Origin of the sequence: Streptomyces sp. CB02923, from assembly GCF_001905005.1 — a bacterium.
Lineage (GTDB): Bacteria > Actinomycetota > Actinomycetes > Streptomycetales > Streptomycetaceae > Streptomyces.
The window spans coordinates 119,256-134,291 of sequence record NZ_LWKZ01000027.1 but is presented as its reverse complement, the minus strand read 5'-3'; the positions used below and the strand labels follow the sequence as shown (position 1 = coordinate 134,291).

General features: G+C 72.6%; 16 protein-coding genes, 1 pseudogene and 1 CRISPR repeat array. Of the genes and pseudogenes, 10 read left to right on the top strand and 7 right to left on the bottom strand.

Annotated features, from left to right (window positions below):
- Nucleotides 1–23: 23 nt before the first annotated feature.
- Nucleotides 24–464 carry a hypothetical protein gene (locus A6A06_RS35410; RefSeq protein WP_073767466.1) on the top strand — a complete coding sequence of 147 codons (441 nt, stop codon included), beginning with the start codon at nucleotides 24–26 and terminating at the stop codon, nucleotides 462–464.
- Nucleotides 465–500: 36 nt separating this feature from the next.
- Here the strand turns inward: A6A06_RS35410 and A6A06_RS35405 are convergent, their stop codons facing one another.
- Nucleotides 501–1,088, bottom strand: coding sequence for an AAA family ATPase (locus A6A06_RS35405; RefSeq protein ID WP_242441119.1), 588 nt, complete (start codon nucleotides 1,086–1,088; stop codon nucleotides 501–503).
- A 144-nt stretch (nucleotides 1,089–1,232) separates the two neighbouring features.
- Here A6A06_RS35405 and A6A06_RS35400 point away from each other — a divergent pair, with 144 nt between their 5' ends.
- Nucleotides 1,233–2,822 carry an MFS transporter gene (locus A6A06_RS35400; protein WP_199931381.1) on the top strand — a complete coding sequence of 530 codons (1,590 nt, stop codon included), beginning with the start codon at nucleotides 1,233–1,235 and terminating at the stop codon, nucleotides 2,820–2,822.
- Here A6A06_RS35400 and A6A06_RS35395 read toward each other — a convergent pair.
- Nucleotides 2,785–3,513, bottom strand: coding sequence for a TetR/AcrR family transcriptional regulator (locus tag A6A06_RS35395; RefSeq protein WP_073767462.1), 729 nt, complete (start codon nucleotides 3,511–3,513; stop codon nucleotides 2,785–2,787). The two genes, A6A06_RS35400 and A6A06_RS35395, sit on opposite strands and share 38 nt — an antisense overlap.
- Nucleotides 3,514–3,609: 96 nt before the next feature.
- On the opposite strand from A6A06_RS35395, the gene A6A06_RS35390 reads away from it, so the two are divergent.
- Complete coding sequence (locus tag A6A06_RS35390; protein WP_073767460.1) at nucleotides 3,610–5,379, top strand: CocE/NonD family hydrolase; 1,770 nt, start codon at nucleotides 3,610–3,612, stop codon at nucleotides 5,377–5,379.
- On the opposite strand, the gene A6A06_RS35385 is transcribed toward A6A06_RS35390, so the two are convergent.
- A complete protein-coding gene (locus A6A06_RS35385) occupies nucleotides 5,337–5,723 on the bottom strand; it encodes a nuclear transport factor 2 family protein (RefSeq protein ID WP_073767458.1) in 387 nt (128 codons plus the stop codon). The genes A6A06_RS35390 and A6A06_RS35385 overlap by 43 nt on opposite strands.
- 186 nt (nucleotides 5,724–5,909) lie before the next feature.
- Between A6A06_RS35385 and A6A06_RS35380 the strand changes: the two genes are divergently transcribed.
- The 7 genes and pseudogenes from A6A06_RS35380 (at nucleotide 5,910) to A6A06_RS35350 (ending at nucleotide 10,786) form a co-directional block, all read left to right on the top strand.
- Nucleotides 5,910–6,332 (top strand): ArsR/SmtB family transcription factor, encoded by a 423-nt coding sequence (locus A6A06_RS35380; protein WP_338015975.1) that lies wholly within the window; start codon nucleotides 5,910–5,912, stop codon nucleotides 6,330–6,332.
- 96 nt (nucleotides 6,333–6,428) lie between these two features.
- Nucleotides 6,429–6,665: a hypothetical protein gene (locus A6A06_RS35375; RefSeq protein WP_073767456.1), complete on the top strand. Its 237-nt coding sequence runs from the start codon at nucleotides 6,429–6,431 to the stop codon at nucleotides 6,663–6,665.
- The gene (locus tag A6A06_RS35370; RefSeq protein WP_073767427.1) at nucleotides 6,662–7,147 is read left to right on the top strand and encodes an MrpF/PhaF family protein; all 486 of its coding nucleotides are present in this window, start codon (nucleotides 6,662–6,664) and stop codon (nucleotides 7,145–7,147) included. Before A6A06_RS35375 ends, A6A06_RS35370 begins: the two co-directional genes overlap by 4 nt.
- Entirely contained in the window at nucleotides 7,140–7,523 is a 384-nt protein-coding gene (locus A6A06_RS35365; protein WP_073767426.1) for a DUF4040 domain-containing protein, read from the top strand. Before A6A06_RS35370 ends, A6A06_RS35365 begins: the two co-directional genes overlap by 8 nt.
- Nucleotides 7,520–8,242, top strand: a pseudogene (locus A6A06_RS41280) (MnhB domain-containing protein); the annotation flags it as partial. The gene A6A06_RS35365 and the pseudogene A6A06_RS41280, both read left to right, overlap by 4 nt.
- Nucleotides 8,243–8,369: 127 nt before the next feature.
- Complete coding sequence (locus A6A06_RS35355) at nucleotides 8,370–8,717, top strand: sodium:proton antiporter (protein ID WP_073768296.1); 348 nt, start codon at nucleotides 8,370–8,372, stop codon at nucleotides 8,715–8,717.
- 119 nt (nucleotides 8,718–8,836) lie between these two features.
- Nucleotides 8,837–10,786: a complex I subunit 5 family protein gene (locus tag A6A06_RS35350; protein WP_242441146.1), complete on the top strand. Its 1,950-nt coding sequence runs from the start codon at nucleotides 8,837–8,839 to the stop codon at nucleotides 10,784–10,786.
- A 79-nt stretch (nucleotides 10,787–10,865) separates the two neighbouring features.
- On the opposite strand, the gene dhaM is transcribed toward A6A06_RS35350, so the two are convergent.
- The 4 genes from dhaM to A6A06_RS35330 form a co-directional block, all read right to left on the bottom strand.
- Nucleotides 10,866–11,282 carry a dihydroxyacetone kinase phosphoryl donor subunit DhaM gene (gene dhaM / locus A6A06_RS35345; RefSeq protein WP_073767424.1) on the bottom strand — a complete coding sequence of 139 codons (417 nt, stop codon included), beginning with the start codon at nucleotides 11,280–11,282 and terminating at the stop codon, nucleotides 10,866–10,868.
- Complete coding sequence (dhaL, locus tag A6A06_RS35340) at nucleotides 11,279–11,902, bottom strand: dihydroxyacetone kinase subunit DhaL (protein WP_242441118.1); 624 nt, start codon at nucleotides 11,900–11,902, stop codon at nucleotides 11,279–11,281. The genes dhaM and dhaL overlap by 4 nt, the downstream gene beginning before the upstream one ends.
- Before the next feature lie 251 nt (nucleotides 11,903–12,153).
- The gene (dhaK, locus tag A6A06_RS35335; RefSeq protein WP_073767422.1) at nucleotides 12,154–13,146 is read right to left on the bottom strand and encodes a dihydroxyacetone kinase subunit DhaK; all 993 of its coding nucleotides are present in this window, start codon (nucleotides 13,144–13,146) and stop codon (nucleotides 12,154–12,156) included.
- A gap of 355 nt (nucleotides 13,147–13,501) precedes the next feature.
- A CRISPR array of direct repeats spans nucleotides 13,502–14,142; the repeat unit is 29 nt; unit sequence GGGAACACCCCCGCACCCGCGGGGACCAC.
- A 392-nt stretch (nucleotides 14,143–14,534) separates the two neighbouring features.
- The gene (locus A6A06_RS35330; protein ID WP_073767420.1) at nucleotides 14,535–14,753 is read right to left on the bottom strand and encodes a hypothetical protein; all 219 of its coding nucleotides are present in this window, start codon (nucleotides 14,751–14,753) and stop codon (nucleotides 14,535–14,537) included.
- Between the last annotated feature and the right edge of the window lie 283 nt (nucleotides 14,754–15,036).

Below are 15,036 nucleotides of genomic sequence, written 5' to 3'. Positions count from 1 at the left end.
GGTGCCGGAGGGGAGTGGGGCCGATGGACCTTACCGAGGTGGAGTACCACGACCCCGACGACGCGTCGGGCAAGGAGGCCATGGCCGACTACGCCCGGCTGGCCTGCGAACTGACCGGCATGGACCCCCGGTACGGCGTGCCCGCACTGGTCACGATCGCGCGGCGGGAGTCCTCGTACAACCACCCGCGCTGGCGCGTGAACACCACCGACGGCAACGCGTGGGGCCCGGTCATGACCGACGGTCACCCCCGCAACTGCTCACGCGGCGCCACCCAGTGCATACCGCCGACCTTCGCCGCGTACCACCTGTGCGACACCGCCCGGACGCCGTACGACGTGGTCGCCTGCATGAGCGCCACCATCGGGTACGTCCGCGACCGGTACGGCGTCGACGAGTCCGGTTCGAACTTCGCGGAGCGGGTGCAGCAGGCCGATCCGACCCGGCCGCCGAAGGGGTACTGACCCACCGCACCACACCGGCGGGCCGCGGAGGGCGGCTCAGGCGATGGCGCCCTCCGTCCAGGCGCGGGCGAGGATCTCGTCCACGGTCTGCTCGGCGGTCTGCTCCGAGGTGTCCAGCCACAGCCCGATCGGCGGGGTGTCCTCGCGCAGCGCCGAGTCGAGGTCGCGCACGCTCCAGCCGGGCCCGTACGCCGTCTTGGGGCGGCCCGCCTCCCGCCGCTCGACCGCCGACGGGTCCGGGGCCAGGACGACCACCGCCAGCGGGCGGGTCCTGATGTGCTCGGCCATCTCGGTCAGGTGCTCGCCGAGCAGGATGTCCTGCGCGATCACGGTGAATCCGGCCTGCGCGTACTGGTCGGCGCAGGCGGCGGTCAGCCGGTGCCGCAGCCGCAGCTGCGCGAGGGCCGCCTCGCCCGCGTCCGGCGTCATCTCCGCCCGGCCCCGCACGACCATGCGCCGGAACGTGTCCCCGCGCAGGTGCACCGACCGCGTCAGCCGCTCGGCGAGCGCCTGCGCCACGGTGGACTTCCCGGCCGCCTGAATGCCCGTCAGGACCACGACCCCCGGGCCGCGCCACGGACCCTGGGGCACGTCGGGTGCGCTGTCGGTGGAGTGTGCCGTCATGAGGCCGGCCCGCCTTTCCGCGGAGGAGCGCTTCGGCTGACTGCGGAAGCCCGGGGGGCCGTTCCGCCGGGGCATCGTAGCGCCGTGCCGATCATGTCTGATAGCTGCCAGCGCGGCGTATCCGCCGCTGGAAGGGTCGAGGGCGTGAAAACACCTCCTCCGCGCCTGAATTACGCCACCCGCACGCTCTGGGTCAGCAGTGTGACCACCTTTCTGCTGCCCCTCGACTACACCGTCGTGGCGGTCGCCCTCCGGGACATCCAGCGGGATTTCCCGGTGGATTTCAGCGACCAGCAATGGGTGGTCAACGGATACACCATGGCATTCGCCGCGCTGCTGATGGCCGGCGGTGCCCTGGCCGACCTGCTGGGCCGCCGACGGGTCTTCCTGGCCGGGCTCTCCCTGTTCACCGCCGGTTCGCTGCTCGCGGGCACGGCGCCGGAGATGCTCTGGCTGAATATCGGAAGAATCACCCAAGGGGTCGGCGCGGCGGGTATGTTCAGTTCGTCACTGGCGCTGCTGGCCGGTGAATTCACCGGGGCGCGCCGCACCCGCGCGTTCGCGGTGTTCGGGGTGGCCTCCGGGCTCGGTGCCGCCCTCGGACCGTTCATCGGCGGACTGGCCGTCGCGGCCGGCGGCTGGCGGTGGGCCTTTCTGCTCAATGTGCCGTGCGGCGTCGCGATGCTGGCCCTGGGTTTCCGGGGGACGCGCGAGTCGCGAGACCCCGCCGCCGCGCGTTTGGACGTGGCGGGACTGGCCGTCTTCACCAGCGCCGTCCTGCTGTTCGTGCACTCCCTGGTCACGGCGCCGCAGTCCGGCTGGACGGCGCCGGCCGTCGTAGTCGGCTTCGCGGCCGCCGCCGTGCTGCTCACCGGATTCGTCCTTCTGGAACTGCGGCAGCCCCGCCCACTGATCGACGTACGGCTCTTCGCGGACCGCGTTTTCGCCGGTGTGAGCCTGGTGCCGCTGGTGCTGTCCATATCCTTCTGGGGGCTTTTTCTCTACATGCCTCTGTATTTCCAGGGAGTGGCGGGATACAGCCCGCTACAGGCCGGACTGGCCGTGCTGCCTTTCGCCGTCCCCCTGTTCGCCGCGGGCCCGCTGGGCGCCCGGCTGGCGCGTCGCCTTTCGTCGCGCCTGCTGCTGGCCGGCGGGCAATTCCTGGTCGCCGCGGGCGCGGTGCTGCTCGCCTGTGTGCCGTTGAACGGCGGTGCGATCAGCGACGGGTGGGAGTATGCCGTCGGGGGAGCCGTGGGCGGGCTGGGGGCCGGGCTCATCAACGGGGAAATGAGCAATATCGCCATCGGCCTGGTGCCCGCGTCCCGTTCCGGTATGGCGTCGGGTATCAATTCCACGATGCGTATCGTGGGAATGACGGCCGGTTTCGGCGGGATCGGCGCGGTACTGGCGGCCGTGGTGCACCACGAACTGTCCGCACGGGCGGACCGTTTTCCCGGCGGCGTCCGGCGGCAGCTGGACCGCCTCGCCGCCGAAGTCGCCACCGGCGACGTACGAGGCGCCACGGCATCCGTACCGGAACCCGTACGGCAGGCCTTCCGCGCCGCGGCGGACCACGCCTTCGCCACCGGGATGCGCGCCGCGTTCACGGTCGGCGCGGCGGTGGCGTTCCTCGGTGCCGCGGCTGTCCTGGTGCTCGTCCGGCAGCCGGGTGGGGTCACCCGGGCGCCGGGCGCGGTCACCCGGCCGCCGTCAGCCCGTCGAGCATGCGGTTGAGGAGCCGGTCGAAGGTCGCGTCGGGGGAGGGGGCCCCGCCCGGCGCCGTCAGCGCCTCGGCGACCTTCGGGTGGGCGTCCGTGACGGCGGCGGAGCGCAGGTAGCGGGCCTGCGCGTCGTGGAAGGCGCGGCCGGTGCCGCCGGTCGCCTCCTCCTGGGCGAGTTCGTGGGTGACGTGGCTCGCCACGAAGCCGGAGAGCAGGCTGAAGATTTCCAGTCCGGCCTGGGCGTCCAGGTCCGTAGGCGCGAGGACGGTGAGCGCGTACTCCAGGACGGCGAGGGTGTTCGGGCCGAACGTCTGCCGGGCGGGGAGCGCCGCGGGCAGCCACGGGTGGCGCCGCATGAGCGCGCGTTGTTCGCGGAAGAGGTGCCGCAGGTCGGCGCGCCAGTCGCCGGACGGCCCGGCGGGCAGCCGGTGGCCGCCGCTGACCTGGTCGATCATCAGCTCCAGCAGCGTCTCCTTGGTGGGGACGTAGCTGTAGAGCGACATGGTGCCGGCCCCGATCCGGGCCGCGACCGCCCGCATCGTGACGGCGTCGAGCCCTTCGGCGTCGGCGAGGGCGACGGCCGCGGTGGTGATCTCGGCACGGCTGTGCGCCGGGGGGCGCCCGCGCCGCGACCGTTCGGCCGGTGTCCAGAGGGCCTCCGGGTCCACCCCGGCGGCCCGGCCGGTTGTACCTGTACGGGTCACAACAACCTCTCTCCGCTGTCCGCCGCCATCCAATCATCCGCTATTCTCGTACGTAGTACGGAAAATGGATCGGTCCGCACCAGGAATCGAGGCACCATGACGACGGCGACGCACCACCCCACCGCGAAGAAGCCGCCCCTGTCGGCCCGAGCCGTGCGGCGCACCCTGCGCGGCATGCCCGCCAAGCTCCACGACGCCGCCCGCGAACCCGGGCTCGTGGTGCCCGCCGCCGACGGCAGCCCGCTGCTGACCGACCACTACTTCCCCCTCGCCGACGGCGACTTCCCCACACTGCTGGTCCGCTCCCCGTACGGGCGCGGCGTCCCGTGGGCCCCGATGTTCGGCATGCTCTTCGCCGAACAGGGCTTCCACGTCGTGCTGCAGAGCAGCCGCGGCACCGGAGGATCCGGCGGTGAGTACGCCCTGTGGCAGCACGAGGCCGCCGACGGCCAGGCGGCCGTCGAATGGCTGCGGCGGCAGCCCTGGTTCACCGGCGTCCTCGGCACGATCGGGCCCAGCGCCCTCGGCTACGCGCAGTGGGCCCTCGCCGCCGATCCGCCCCCGGAACTGCGCGCGATGGTGGTCCAGGTCGGCGTGCACGACATGCACGGCTTCTTCTACCCCTCGGGCCCGTTCGCCCTGGAGAACGCCCTGGTCTCCGCCCTCGGACGACTGCACTACGACGGGGGCCCCCTGGCCTTCGCGCGGGCCGCGCTGCGCCTGCAACGCCACCTCCGGAAGATCACCCGGACCCTGCCGCTCGGCGAGACGTACGTGCCCGGCTTCGGCGGCCGGGTGCCCTTCCTGGAAGAGGCGATGGCCCACCCCGACCCGGACGACCCCCACTGGCAGGGCGCGGACGCGGGCGCCACGGCCACCCGGTCGGCCGTACCGACCTGCCTGATCACCGGCTGGCACGACGTGTGCCTCGGCCAGACACTCCGGCAGTACGGCCGGCTGCGCCGCGCCGGCCGCGACACCACCCTGCTCATCGGCCCCTGGACCCACAACTCCGCGATGCAGCAGGGCTGGCCGGAGGTCTTCGCCGAAAGCCTCGCCTGGCTGCGGGCCCACCTGTACGACGACCCGTCCGGCCTGCGCGGGACGCGGGCACGCGTACACGTCGGGGGCCGCCAGGAGTGGCGCGACCTTCCCGACTGGCCTCCGGCCGCCACGGAACACCGCTGGTACCTCGACGGCGGCGGCGCGCTGAGCCCCCAGGCGCCCGTGGCCGCGCCGCCGCTGACCTTCCGCTACGACCCCGCCGACCCGACGCCCTCGGTCGGCGGGCCGCTGCTCGGCGCCACGGCCGGGCCCCGCGACAACGCCGCCCTGGAGGCCCGGGACGACGTGCTGACCTTCACCACCCCGCCGCTCACGGAACCCGTCGACGTCCTCGGCACGGTCGCCGTGGACCTGCGGATCAGTACGGACACCGGGTACGCCGACGTCTTCGCCCGGCTCTGCGACGTCGACGAGCGGGGCCGGTCGGTCAACGTCTGCGACGGGATACGGAGACTGGACCCGGCTGCGGCCGGGCCCTCTGCGGCCGATCCCTCCGCGCCCGGCCCCGGTCCGGCACAGGCTCCCGGCCCGGTACATGTCTCCGGTGCGGTGCCTGCTTCCGGCCCGGAGCCCGTGACGGTGGAGATGAGCCCGGCCGCCCACAGCTTCGCGGCCGGGCACCGGATCCGCCTCCAGATCAGCGGCGGCGCGCACCCGCGCTTCGCCCGCAACACCGGTACGGGCGAGCCCCTGGCGACGGCCACCCGGCTGGTGCCCGTCGAGATCTCACTGCATCACCCGTCGGCGCTGGTCCTCCCTCAGACGAAGAAGGCGTTCATGCCGTCCACGTCGGACAGATAGGTCTCGATGGCCGCGATCCTGCCGTCGCGCACGGTGCACACCGTGGACAGGTGCTCGTCCAGGATCAGGTCGCCGCGCTGCGCGGTGTTGTGCAGGGACAGCGCCATGTTGCGGGGGCTGACGAGGATGTGGAGCAGGGCGAAGTTCAGGCCGTACCCGGCGATCTTCCGGGCGCGTTCGACGACGGCGTCCGCCCCGCGCGCCGCGCCGGAGATCGTGTTGTCGCCGGGCAGATCCCAGACCACGTCCTCGTGCAGGAGGAGGCGGATCGCGTCCCAGTCGGCGGTGGCGAGCGCCGCGTGGAACTGCTTGCCGAGGGAGTGGTTGTCTTCGTAGACGGTCATGGGGCCCCTTCGTGTCAGTTCGTCAGTTCGTATGTTCTAGAACAGTAGCAATGTGGCAATGCGGCAACGAGGGCGGGGGCAGGCAAGGGTGAGGGGGAAATGGGCATGGGTGGTGAACGGGCAAGGGCGGTGGGCAAGGAGACGGGAGCCGGGCCGGGTGCCGGTCCGTCCGCGTACGCTCGGTGCATGGCCGTACTGAGTCACCCCGACCGCGCCGAACTGCGCATCGCGGACGTCCTGGAGGCGTTCGCGCACCCGATCCGGCTGCGCATCGTGCACCGGCTCGCCCATGGCGCCGAGCGCTCCTGCGGCGAGCTGCTGCCCGAAGTGTCCAAGTCGACCGCCAGCCACCACTGGCGCGTGCTGCGCGAGAGCGGCGTGCTCCATCAGCGGCGGGAGGGCCGCCGCCTCGTGATGCACCTCCGGCGGGAAGACCTGGAGGCGCGCTTCCCGGGGCTGCTGGACGTGGTGCTGGCCGCCGCCGGGGACGATCCCGAGGTGGCGGCGGGCGAGGTGATGGCGACTGCCGGGGCGGTCGGAGCGGTCGGAGCGGTCGGAGTGGCCGGAGTGGCCGGGGCGGCCGGGGCGGCCGGGGTGCTGCGGGGCTGACGTGTACCGGAAGGTCCGTTCGGCGCGGTTTGTCCGTCGGTGGCGTGCCGCATGAGAGCCTGACGGCCGGGTACGGGCGAGGCCGGAGGTGAGCGCATGCCCGGTGCCGGGAGGCCCTCCGGGGCGGCGGCCGCGGCTGTCGAACTGGCCGTCTGGTGGGCCGTGCTGGCCGCGCTGTGGCTGGTCCTGGTCAGCAGCCCGGACCTGCTGGAATGCCTCGTCGGTGCAGCAGCCGCCCTGCTCGGCGCGTGCGCCGCCCGCGCCGCCCGCAGAGCGGCGGCCACCGCCGCCGGGGCGTCCCACACCGGTCCGGACGAAAGCGGGCCGCGGTGAACGGCTGGCTGCTCGCCGCCGCGCTCCTGCTCCTCGTCGGCTTCGCCCCCACCGTGTGGGGCGCGGCGCGCGGACCCGTACGGCGGCGGATCATGGCGCAGAACCTCGCGACGCTCGTCGGCTGCCTGGTCATGCTGCTGCTCGCCCAGGGCTACGCACGGCCCTCGTACGTCGACCTGGGCCTGGTCCTCGCCGTCCTCGGCCCGGCGGGGACGCTCGTCTACGCCCGGCTGCTCGCCGACGAACTGGCCGAACGCCCGGCGCGCGACCGGATCGCACGCGCCCTCGACCGCGCCATGACGCCGCTCGCCGCGCTCTCCGTACCGCTGGTGGTGCTGCCGCTCTGCGTTGCCGCGGGACCGGGCAGGGCGATGGTGAAACTCCTGGTCATCGGGGTGTTGCTGGTCGGCGGGAACGTCGTGTCCACGCGTGCGCTGTCCGCGCGGCACACCGGGGAGAAGACCGGCGCGGCCGATGGATGACGCCTTGACCGTACTGGCCCTGGCGCTGGTCGCGGCGGCCGCGACCGCCACCGTACTGGCCCGTGACCCGGTCCGGCAGTCGACCGTGATGGCGCTCCTCGGCCTCGCCCTCGCCCTCCTCTTCGCCGTCCTCCAGGCCCCGGACGTCGCCCTCTCCCAGCTCGCGGTCGGCTCCGTCCTCACTCCGCTGATGCTGCTGCTCTCCGTACGGAAGGTGCGGCGCAAGGGCCGGGAAGGCGGCGGCCGTCCCGCAACGGGGAGTTCGGGAACCGGGGGTTCGGGAACCGGGAGTTCGGGCCCTTCGAGCGGCACGGAAAGCGCTCCGGACGGCCGCTCCGACGCAGCCGGAGAATCGGGCCGAGGGGAGCGGCGATGAGCAGACGCGTCCGGATGTGGGTGCTGGTGCTCGGCGGTCTGAGTCTGGCCGCCCTGCTGTTCGCCGCGAGCCTGGACCTGCCGGAGTTCGGCGGCGACCGGCACCCGTACGGCGTCCGGGCCGTCGAGGCGGCCCTCGCCCGGCACACCTCCAACGTCATCGCCGCGGTCAACTTCGACCAGCGGGCGTTCGACACCCTGGGCGAGGAATCGATCCTCTTCTGCGCCGCGCTCGGCACCGTCGTCCTGCTCCGCCAGACGCGCGACGAACACCGGGTACGCCCCGAACCGGCGCGCGTCGCCCCGCCCGTACGCCGGTACGCGCTCGTCGCGCTCCCGGTGACCCTGCTCATCGGCCTGTACGTCGTCGCCCACGGCCAGCTCAGCCCCGGCGGCGGTTTCCAGGGCGGGGTGGTCGTCGCGACGGCCCTGCACCTGCTCTACATCGCCGTGGACTACCACGCGCTGGAGCGGATCAGGCCGGTCGGCCTCTACGCCACGGCGGACGCGGCGGGCGAGGCCGCCTACCTCCTGCTGGGCGCCGCCGGCCTGATCGCCGGAACCGCCTACCTCACCAACTTCCTCCCGTACGGCACCTTGAACACCCTCGCCTCCGGCGGCACGGTCCCGCTGCTCAACGCCGCCATCGGGGTGGAGGTCGCCAGCGGCGTGGTCGTCCTGCTCGCCTCCTTCCTCGACCAGGCGGTCGAGATCGCGGACGCGGCCGAGCCGGCGGCCGACACCGCGAGCCCCCGCCACGACGCCCCTTCGTCCCCGTCCTCACCCCCATCCCCACCCCTGTCCTCACCCCACCCCCATCCCCACCCTCGTCCGAGGAGAGGCCGACATGAGCGTGCTGCCGTATCTCGTCGCCGGCTGGATCTTCCTGATCGGCTGTTACGGGCTGGCCACCAGCCGCAACCTCATCCACGCGGTCGGCTGCCTCGCCGTCTGCCAGGCGTCCACGTACGTCCTGCTGCTCGCCATCGGCTACCGGGACGGCGGCACCGCGCCGGTCTTCGCCGACCTGGCGCCCGGCGCGCGCCCGGTCGTCGACCCCGTCGTCCAGGCCCTGACGCTCACCGACGTGGTGGTCGGCGCGACGGTCACCGCGCTGCTGCTGGCCCTCGTCGTCCAGGTCGGCAAACGGCACGGCACCGTCAACCCGGACGAGCTCTCGGAGCTGCGCGGGTGACCTCGACCGGCGCGCTCCTCACCGCCGCGGCCACGGTCCCGACCCCCGCCGCCACCCTCCCGCTGATCGTGGCCACCCCGCTGCTCGGCGCCGCGTTCCTGGTGGCGGCGGGCCGCCGGATGCCGCGCCGGGCCGCCGAGACCGCGGGCACCGTCTTCGCCGCGGGCACGGCCGTACTCGCCTGCTCCGTCCTGCTGCGCGGCACGCCCGCGGGCGAGCCGGGCGCACGCGCCGTCGAATGGCTGGGCGGCTGGCACCCGCACGGCGGCGCGGGCGTCGGCATCGTCCTGGTCGGCGACCGGATCGGGGTCGGCCTGGCCGCCGTCACCTCGCTGCTCGTCGTCGCCGTCCTCGCCTACTCCTGGCGGTACTTCGACGAGCCGCCGCACCGCCAGGCGGGCACCTTCCCCGCCCTCGTACTGATCTTCCAGGCGGGCATGTGCGGCTTCGCGCTCACCGGCGACCTCTTCAACGCGTTCGTCTTCTTCGAGCTGATGGGCGTCGTCGCGTACGCGCTCACCGGCTACCGCGTCGAGGACAAGCGCGCCGTCCAGGGCGCGCTCACCTTCGGCGTCGTCAACTCCCTCGGCGGCTACGCCACGCTGCTCGGCGTCGGCCTGCTGTACGGACGTACCGGCGAACTCGGCTTCGCCCAGATCGGCAGCCGACTGGCGGCCCACCCGGGAGGGGCCACGGGCGGCCCCTCCGGCGGACCGGACATCGCCTCCGGCGGACCGGACGTGCTCTCCGGCGGACCGGACGTGCTCGTCCTGACCGCCTTCGTCCTCGTCCTGACCGGCCTGCTGGTCAAGGCCGCCGTGGTCCCCTTCCACTTCTGGCTCCCGGACGCGCACGCCGTCGCCCCCACCCCGGTGTGCATGCTGCTGTCCGGCGTCATGGTCGAACTGGGCGTGTACGGCACGGCACGCGTGTACTGGACGGTGTTCGCGGGCCCCGGCGGCATCCCGACGGCCGACGCGCACCGGATGCTGCTCACCCTCGGCACACTGACCGCCGTCACCGGCGCGCTCATGTGCTGGCAGCAGCGCCACCTCAAACGGCTGCTGGCCTTCTCCACCGTCGCGCACTCCGGCCTGTTCCTGATCGGACTCGCCGTCATGACACCGGAAGGCGTGAGCGGTACGGCTCTGTACGTGCTCGGCCACGCGGGCGTCAAGGCCGCACTGTTCGCCGCCATGGGCATCCTCCTCGACCGCTTCCGCAGCGTCGACGAACGCGAACTGCACGGCCGCGGCCGCGAACTGCCCCTGGTCGGCGTGGTCTGCGCCGTCGGCGGGCTGGCCCTGGCCGGACTGCCGCCCTTCGGTACGGGGCTCGGCAAGGCCGTCACCGAGGAGGCGGCGGGCGGCTGGCCGGCGGCCGTGTTCGTGCTGGTGTCGGCGGTCACCGGGGGAGCGGTGCTGCGCGCCGTGGCCCGGGTCTTCCTGGGGCTGGGCGTACGGCCCCTCGCCGCCGACGGCCCGGCGGACACCCGCGAGGACGAGAAGCCCGAGACCGGCGGCGAGGACGAGAAGCCCGAGACCGGCGGCATGGACGAGGAGCCTGAGACCAGCGGAGAGGGCAAGAAGCCCGAGACCGGTGGCATGGATGAGGAACCTGAGACCAGCGGCAAAGGCGAGGAGCCCGAGACCGTCGGCACGCTGAGCCGCATCCCGGACACCATGCTGGCGGTACCGGTCGCGCTGCTGGCCGGCGCGCTGGCCGTGGGCCTCGTACCGGGCCTGCACGAGGCGGTTGGCCGGGCCGCGGACGCCTTCCTCGACCGGGCGGGTTACGCGGCCGCCGTCCTGCACACGCCCCCGGCCGCGCCCGTACCGACGCCCGGACCGCACTGGTCCGTGGCGGGAGTGGGCCTCGGCCTGTTGTCCGCCACCCTGGCCTGCCTCCTCGCCTGGTGGGCCGTGCGCCGCCCGCGGGGTGTGGCCCAGCACGCCCACTGGGCCACACCCGTGCGCCGTCTGCACTCCGGCCACATCGGCGACTACGTCGCCTTCCTGCTGGCGGGCACCGCCCTCGTAGCGGCACTGCTGCTGCCGTCACTCCACTGAGGAGGCATCGGAGGGGTGGGTACCGGCCTCAGCCCACCCACCCCCTCAGCCCTGCCCTCCCGCCCCCTCACCCCTCACCTCAATCCTTCCGGTACGCGTACGCCTCCCCGGCAGCCGCCTCGACCGCGTCCAGGTCGGCCCCCGTGGAGGCGGTGACCACGGCGGCCACCGCGCCCTCGACGAACGGCGCGTCCACCAGCCGCGTGTTCTCGGGCAGTTCGTCACCTTCGGCCAGCAGCGCCTTGACGGTCAGTACGGCGCTCCCGAGGTCCACGAGGACCGCGACACCCGCACCCCGGTCCACCGTCCGCGCCGCTTCCGTGATCAGTTCCGCACTGGTTCCGAGGCCGCCGTCCGGGGTGCCGCCCGCCGGTGCGACGGGCGCCTCGGCGCCGCCGCCCGCCAGGCCGACGGCGAGCCGTGCCACCGACTCGGCCACCGGGCCGCTGTGCGACACCAGCACGATGCCCACGTAGGGGGAGTCCGCGCCGCTCACTTCGCCTCCTCCTGGTCCGCCGCCTCCGCCAGAGCCGCGATCAGCAGGGCGGACGAGGTCGCCCCCGGGTCCTGATGACCGATGCTGCGCTCACCGAGATAGCTCGCCCGGCCCTTGCGGGCCTGGAGCGGCACGGTGGCCTCCGCCCCCTGCCCGGCCGCCTCGGCTGCGGCCGCGAAGGACGCGGCCAGCGCCTCGACGGCGGGATCCAGCGCGTCGAGCATCGTCGCGTCACCGGGAGCGGAACCGCCCAGCTGGGCCACCGCGTCCACCCCGCTGCGCAGCGCCGCCCGCAGCTCGTCGGCGGTGACGCTGGCGGCCTCGCCGAGCGCCTTGCCGGTACGCCGCAGCAGCGTCCCGTACAGCGGCCCCGACGCACCGCCCACCGTGGAGATCAACTGCCGTCCCGCCGTAGTCAGCACGGCGCCGGGCGTCTGCGGCGGCTCGGCTTCGAGTACTTTGACGACCGCCGCGAAGCCACGTTGCAGGTTGCTGCCGTGGTCGGCGTCGCCGATGGCGGAATCCAGGTCGGTGAGGCGGGCCGCTTCCCGGTCGACGGAGGCGGCGGCCACCGTCATCCAGCGCAGAAAGAACCCGGCATCCAGTGCCGTTTCGGACACGAACTGCTCCTCTGGTCGTACGTGCGCGTGCGACGTCACAGCGCAGACTCACCCGCGCGGGTGAACGCCTCCACCAATGTGTACGTCACCACCAGTGTCTACGCCTCCACCAGTGTCCACGCGAATCCGCGCCCGACCGCGAACATCTCCCGGCCCTCGCCGCATCCTGCCCCTCCGTACCTGCCCCTCCATTCCGCCCCGCCGGCGCCTGGGTCCGGCGCCTGGGTCCGGCGCCGGACCCAGGCGCCTTGTCAGCGCCCCCACCGCAGCCCCGGCGTCTGCACCGGCGCGTCCCACAGCCGCAGCAGCTCCTCGTCCGCCTGGCACAGCGTCACCGAGCAGCCGGCCATGTCGAGCGAGGTGACGTAGTTGCCGACCAGCGTACGAGCGACCGGCACACCCCGCTCGCCCAGCACCCGGTGCACCTCGGCGCCGAACCCGTACAGCTCCAGCAGCGGCGTGCCACCCATGCCGTTGACCAGGACCAGCACCGGCTGCCGGGGGTTCAGGTCGGCCAGTACCGCGTCCACCGCGTAGTCCGCGATCTCGCGCGCGGTCATCATCGGCCGCCGCTCGCGCCCCGGCTCGCCGTGGATGCCCACACCCAGCTCCAGCTCACCGGCGGGCAGGTCGAACATCGGGCTGCCCTTGGCCGGGGTGGTGCACGCACCGAGCGCCACCCCGAAGCTGCGCGAGGACTCCACGACCCGGCGCGCCAGCTCCGCCACCCGGTCCAGCGACGCACCCTCCTCCGCCGCCGCCCCCGCGATCTTCTCCACGAACAGCGTGGCACCGGTACCCCGGCGCCCGGCCGTGTGCAGCGAGTCCGTCACCGCCACGTCGTCGTTCACCAGAACGCTCTCGACCCGCACCCCTTCGTCCTCCGCCAGTTCGGCGGCCATCTGGAAGTTCAGCACGTCACCGGTGTAGTTCTTCACCAGGAACAGCACGCCCGCACCACTGTCCACGGCCGCGGCGGCCCGCACCATCTGATCAGGCACGGGCGAGGTGAACACCTCCCCGGGACAGGCCGCATCCAGCATCCCCACCCCGACAAACCCACAGTGCAACGGCTCATGCCCACTCCCCCCGCCGGACACCAGCCCCACCTTCCCGGCAACCGGCGCATCCCGCCGCACGACCACCCGACTCCCGACATCCACGACCAGCTCAGGATGGGCAACAGCGATACCACGAAGCGCGTCGTCGACGACGGTCTCGGGGACGTTGATGAGCATTTTCACGGGGTCTCCTCGGCTGCTCGAAGGAATCGGCAATGAGCTGAAATATTGCAGGTCGGAGGGGGCGAGGGGGCGAGTTGAGCCTGACGGTTTCCGGCGATCTCGGTAGGTGCTGATGCCGAATGCTGACTTTCCGACGCCCCGTCAGCCACTAATTGGATTACTGAGCGTGACGACCACAGCATAAGCAGAGGCACTGACAACGCCGCAAGGCTCTGGAGGGCGAGGGGCGTGGGCTGTGTATGCAGCGGTGCGGTTGCCTGACAGATGACCGAAGCGGGGGTGCGGGTTGTTCAAGCGCGGCTCCCCGCACGCGCGGGGACCGCATCGCCGACCAGTACCGGCGCCGAGCCGCCCTGGGAACACCCCCGCACCCGCGGGGACCACGACAGGTCCAGCGCCGCACCCCGGGCGAACAGAGGAACACCCCCGCACCTGCGGGGACCACTCGGTGAAGCCGTGTCCGCTGCCTGTGAAGGTCGGGGACACCCCCGCACCCGCGGGGACCACCCGGCACCACGAGGAGAAACTATGCCCACTGCAGGAACACCCCCGCACCCGCGGGGACCACCCTCCGTCGCCGAACTGACCGGAGGCGAACTGGGGAACACCCCCGCACCCGCGGGGACCACGTGACGAAGATGGCCGACAGGGATCCCGTTGCGGGAACACCCCCGCACCCGCGGGGACCACCGATGGGCGCCATGGGTCAGGCCATCGGGCAGGGGAACACCCCCGCACCCGCGGGGACCACGACGACACCCCCACCCAGACCTACGCCGGCCGGGGAACACCCCCGCACCCGCGGGGACCACACGGCTACTTCCTTTCGGGCTGATCAGGAGCGGGGAACACCCCCGCACCCGCGGGGACCACCTGCGGTAGCGGATCGGGCCGTTGGCATTGCCGGGAACACCCCCGCACCCGCGGGGACCACCTCGGGATCGGCGAGCTGCGCGGCAGTGCCCAGGGGAACACCCCCGCACCCGCGGGGACCACAGGCCGCGGCCAGCGGCTTTGTCAGGCTGGGTGGTGGTTTTTGCTTACTTTCAGGGATTCCGGCATATCCGGCATACGTTCAAGCATCGACGGGCTGCTCCGCTCGTGCGAGGCGTGGGGCGGTGTGGTCATCGGCGGCTGAACTTGCGGCGTTGTGCGGCCTTGTTCCGGCTCTGTTTTGGGGAGAGCGAGTCCTTCGTGGTCGGTGGGGTGCCGGGCGTGGTTGTGGGTGCGGAAGGTGAAGCCTAGTTCGGTGTCGGTTTGGTGGGCGAGGAGGGTGCGGCCTTGGTTTGGGGTGGCGGCGGGCTTCGTCCCAGAGCAGGTCGCGGACGCGGGCATCGCGATCCGGGCAGATCCGTCGGCCAGAGTTGTCTTGCCGAAGTCGCCGGCACTCACCACGTCGACGTCCGGGCCCGCCCGGCAACGGCAGCCCCCCAGTAGGTCCTCAACTGCTCGACGACGGCGATGTGTTCCACCGGCACCCGGGTCGGCTGCGGCGCCATCCAGATGCGCCGCCGCACGGCACGCTCGCCGCCGAGGCTGACGCTGTTGGCCTGGATGGCGGCGTTTCCGTGCACCGTGCCGCTCAGGTCGTTGCGGGTGACGCTCATGGGGTGAGTGCCCCGTGCCGGCGTAAGGGAGGAACGGAATCCTCATCTGAATCCCGGATTCCGTAACGCGCCGCCTCCCAAGGTGATTTTCACGCCATGTCGAATTCGGTTTCGGACTTCACCCTTGACTCGCACCCTTACGGTGAGGCTAAGGTGATCTTCGCATTCGTGTGGGATTTTACGTCCACGTTTCCCGGCATCTCCATCGCTGAAAAGGAAGTCGCATGGCAGACGAGAAGGTCCTCGACGCCCAGAAATGAGTGAACGCCACTTACGGAAGCGT

Coding starts and splice junctions, on each gene's coding strand:
- A6A06_RS35405 (WP_242441119.1), bottom strand. CDS start 1,088: ATGACGGCACACTCCACCGACAGCGCACCCGACGTGCCCCAGGGTCCG.
- A6A06_RS35390 (WP_073767460.1), top strand. CDS start 3,610: ATGACGACGGCGACGCACCACCCCACCGCGAAGAAGCCGCCCCTGTCG.
- A6A06_RS35410 (WP_073767466.1), top strand. CDS start 24: ATGGACCTTACCGAGGTGGAGTACCACGACCCCGACGACGCGTCGGGC.
- A6A06_RS35365 (WP_073767426.1), top strand. CDS start 7,140: ATGGATGACGCCTTGACCGTACTGGCCCTGGCGCTGGTCGCGGCGGCC.
- A6A06_RS35350 (WP_242441146.1), top strand. CDS start 8,837: ATGCCGCGCCGGGCCGCCGAGACCGCGGGCACCGTCTTCGCCGCGGGC.
- A6A06_RS35375 (WP_073767456.1), top strand. CDS start 6,429: ATGCCCGGTGCCGGGAGGCCCTCCGGGGCGGCGGCCGCGGCTGTCGAA.
- A6A06_RS35385 (WP_073767458.1), bottom strand. CDS start 5,723: ATGACCGTCTACGAAGACAACCACTCCCTCGGCAAGCAGTTCCACGCG.
- A6A06_RS35380 (WP_338015975.1), top strand. CDS start 5,910: ATGGCCGTACTGAGTCACCCCGACCGCGCCGAACTGCGCATCGCGGAC.
- A6A06_RS35355 (WP_073768296.1), top strand. CDS start 8,370: ATGAGCGTGCTGCCGTATCTCGTCGCCGGCTGGATCTTCCTGATCGGC.
- A6A06_RS35330 (WP_073767420.1), bottom strand. CDS start 14,753: ATGAGCGTCACCCGCAACGACCTGAGCGGCACGGTGCACGGAAACGCC.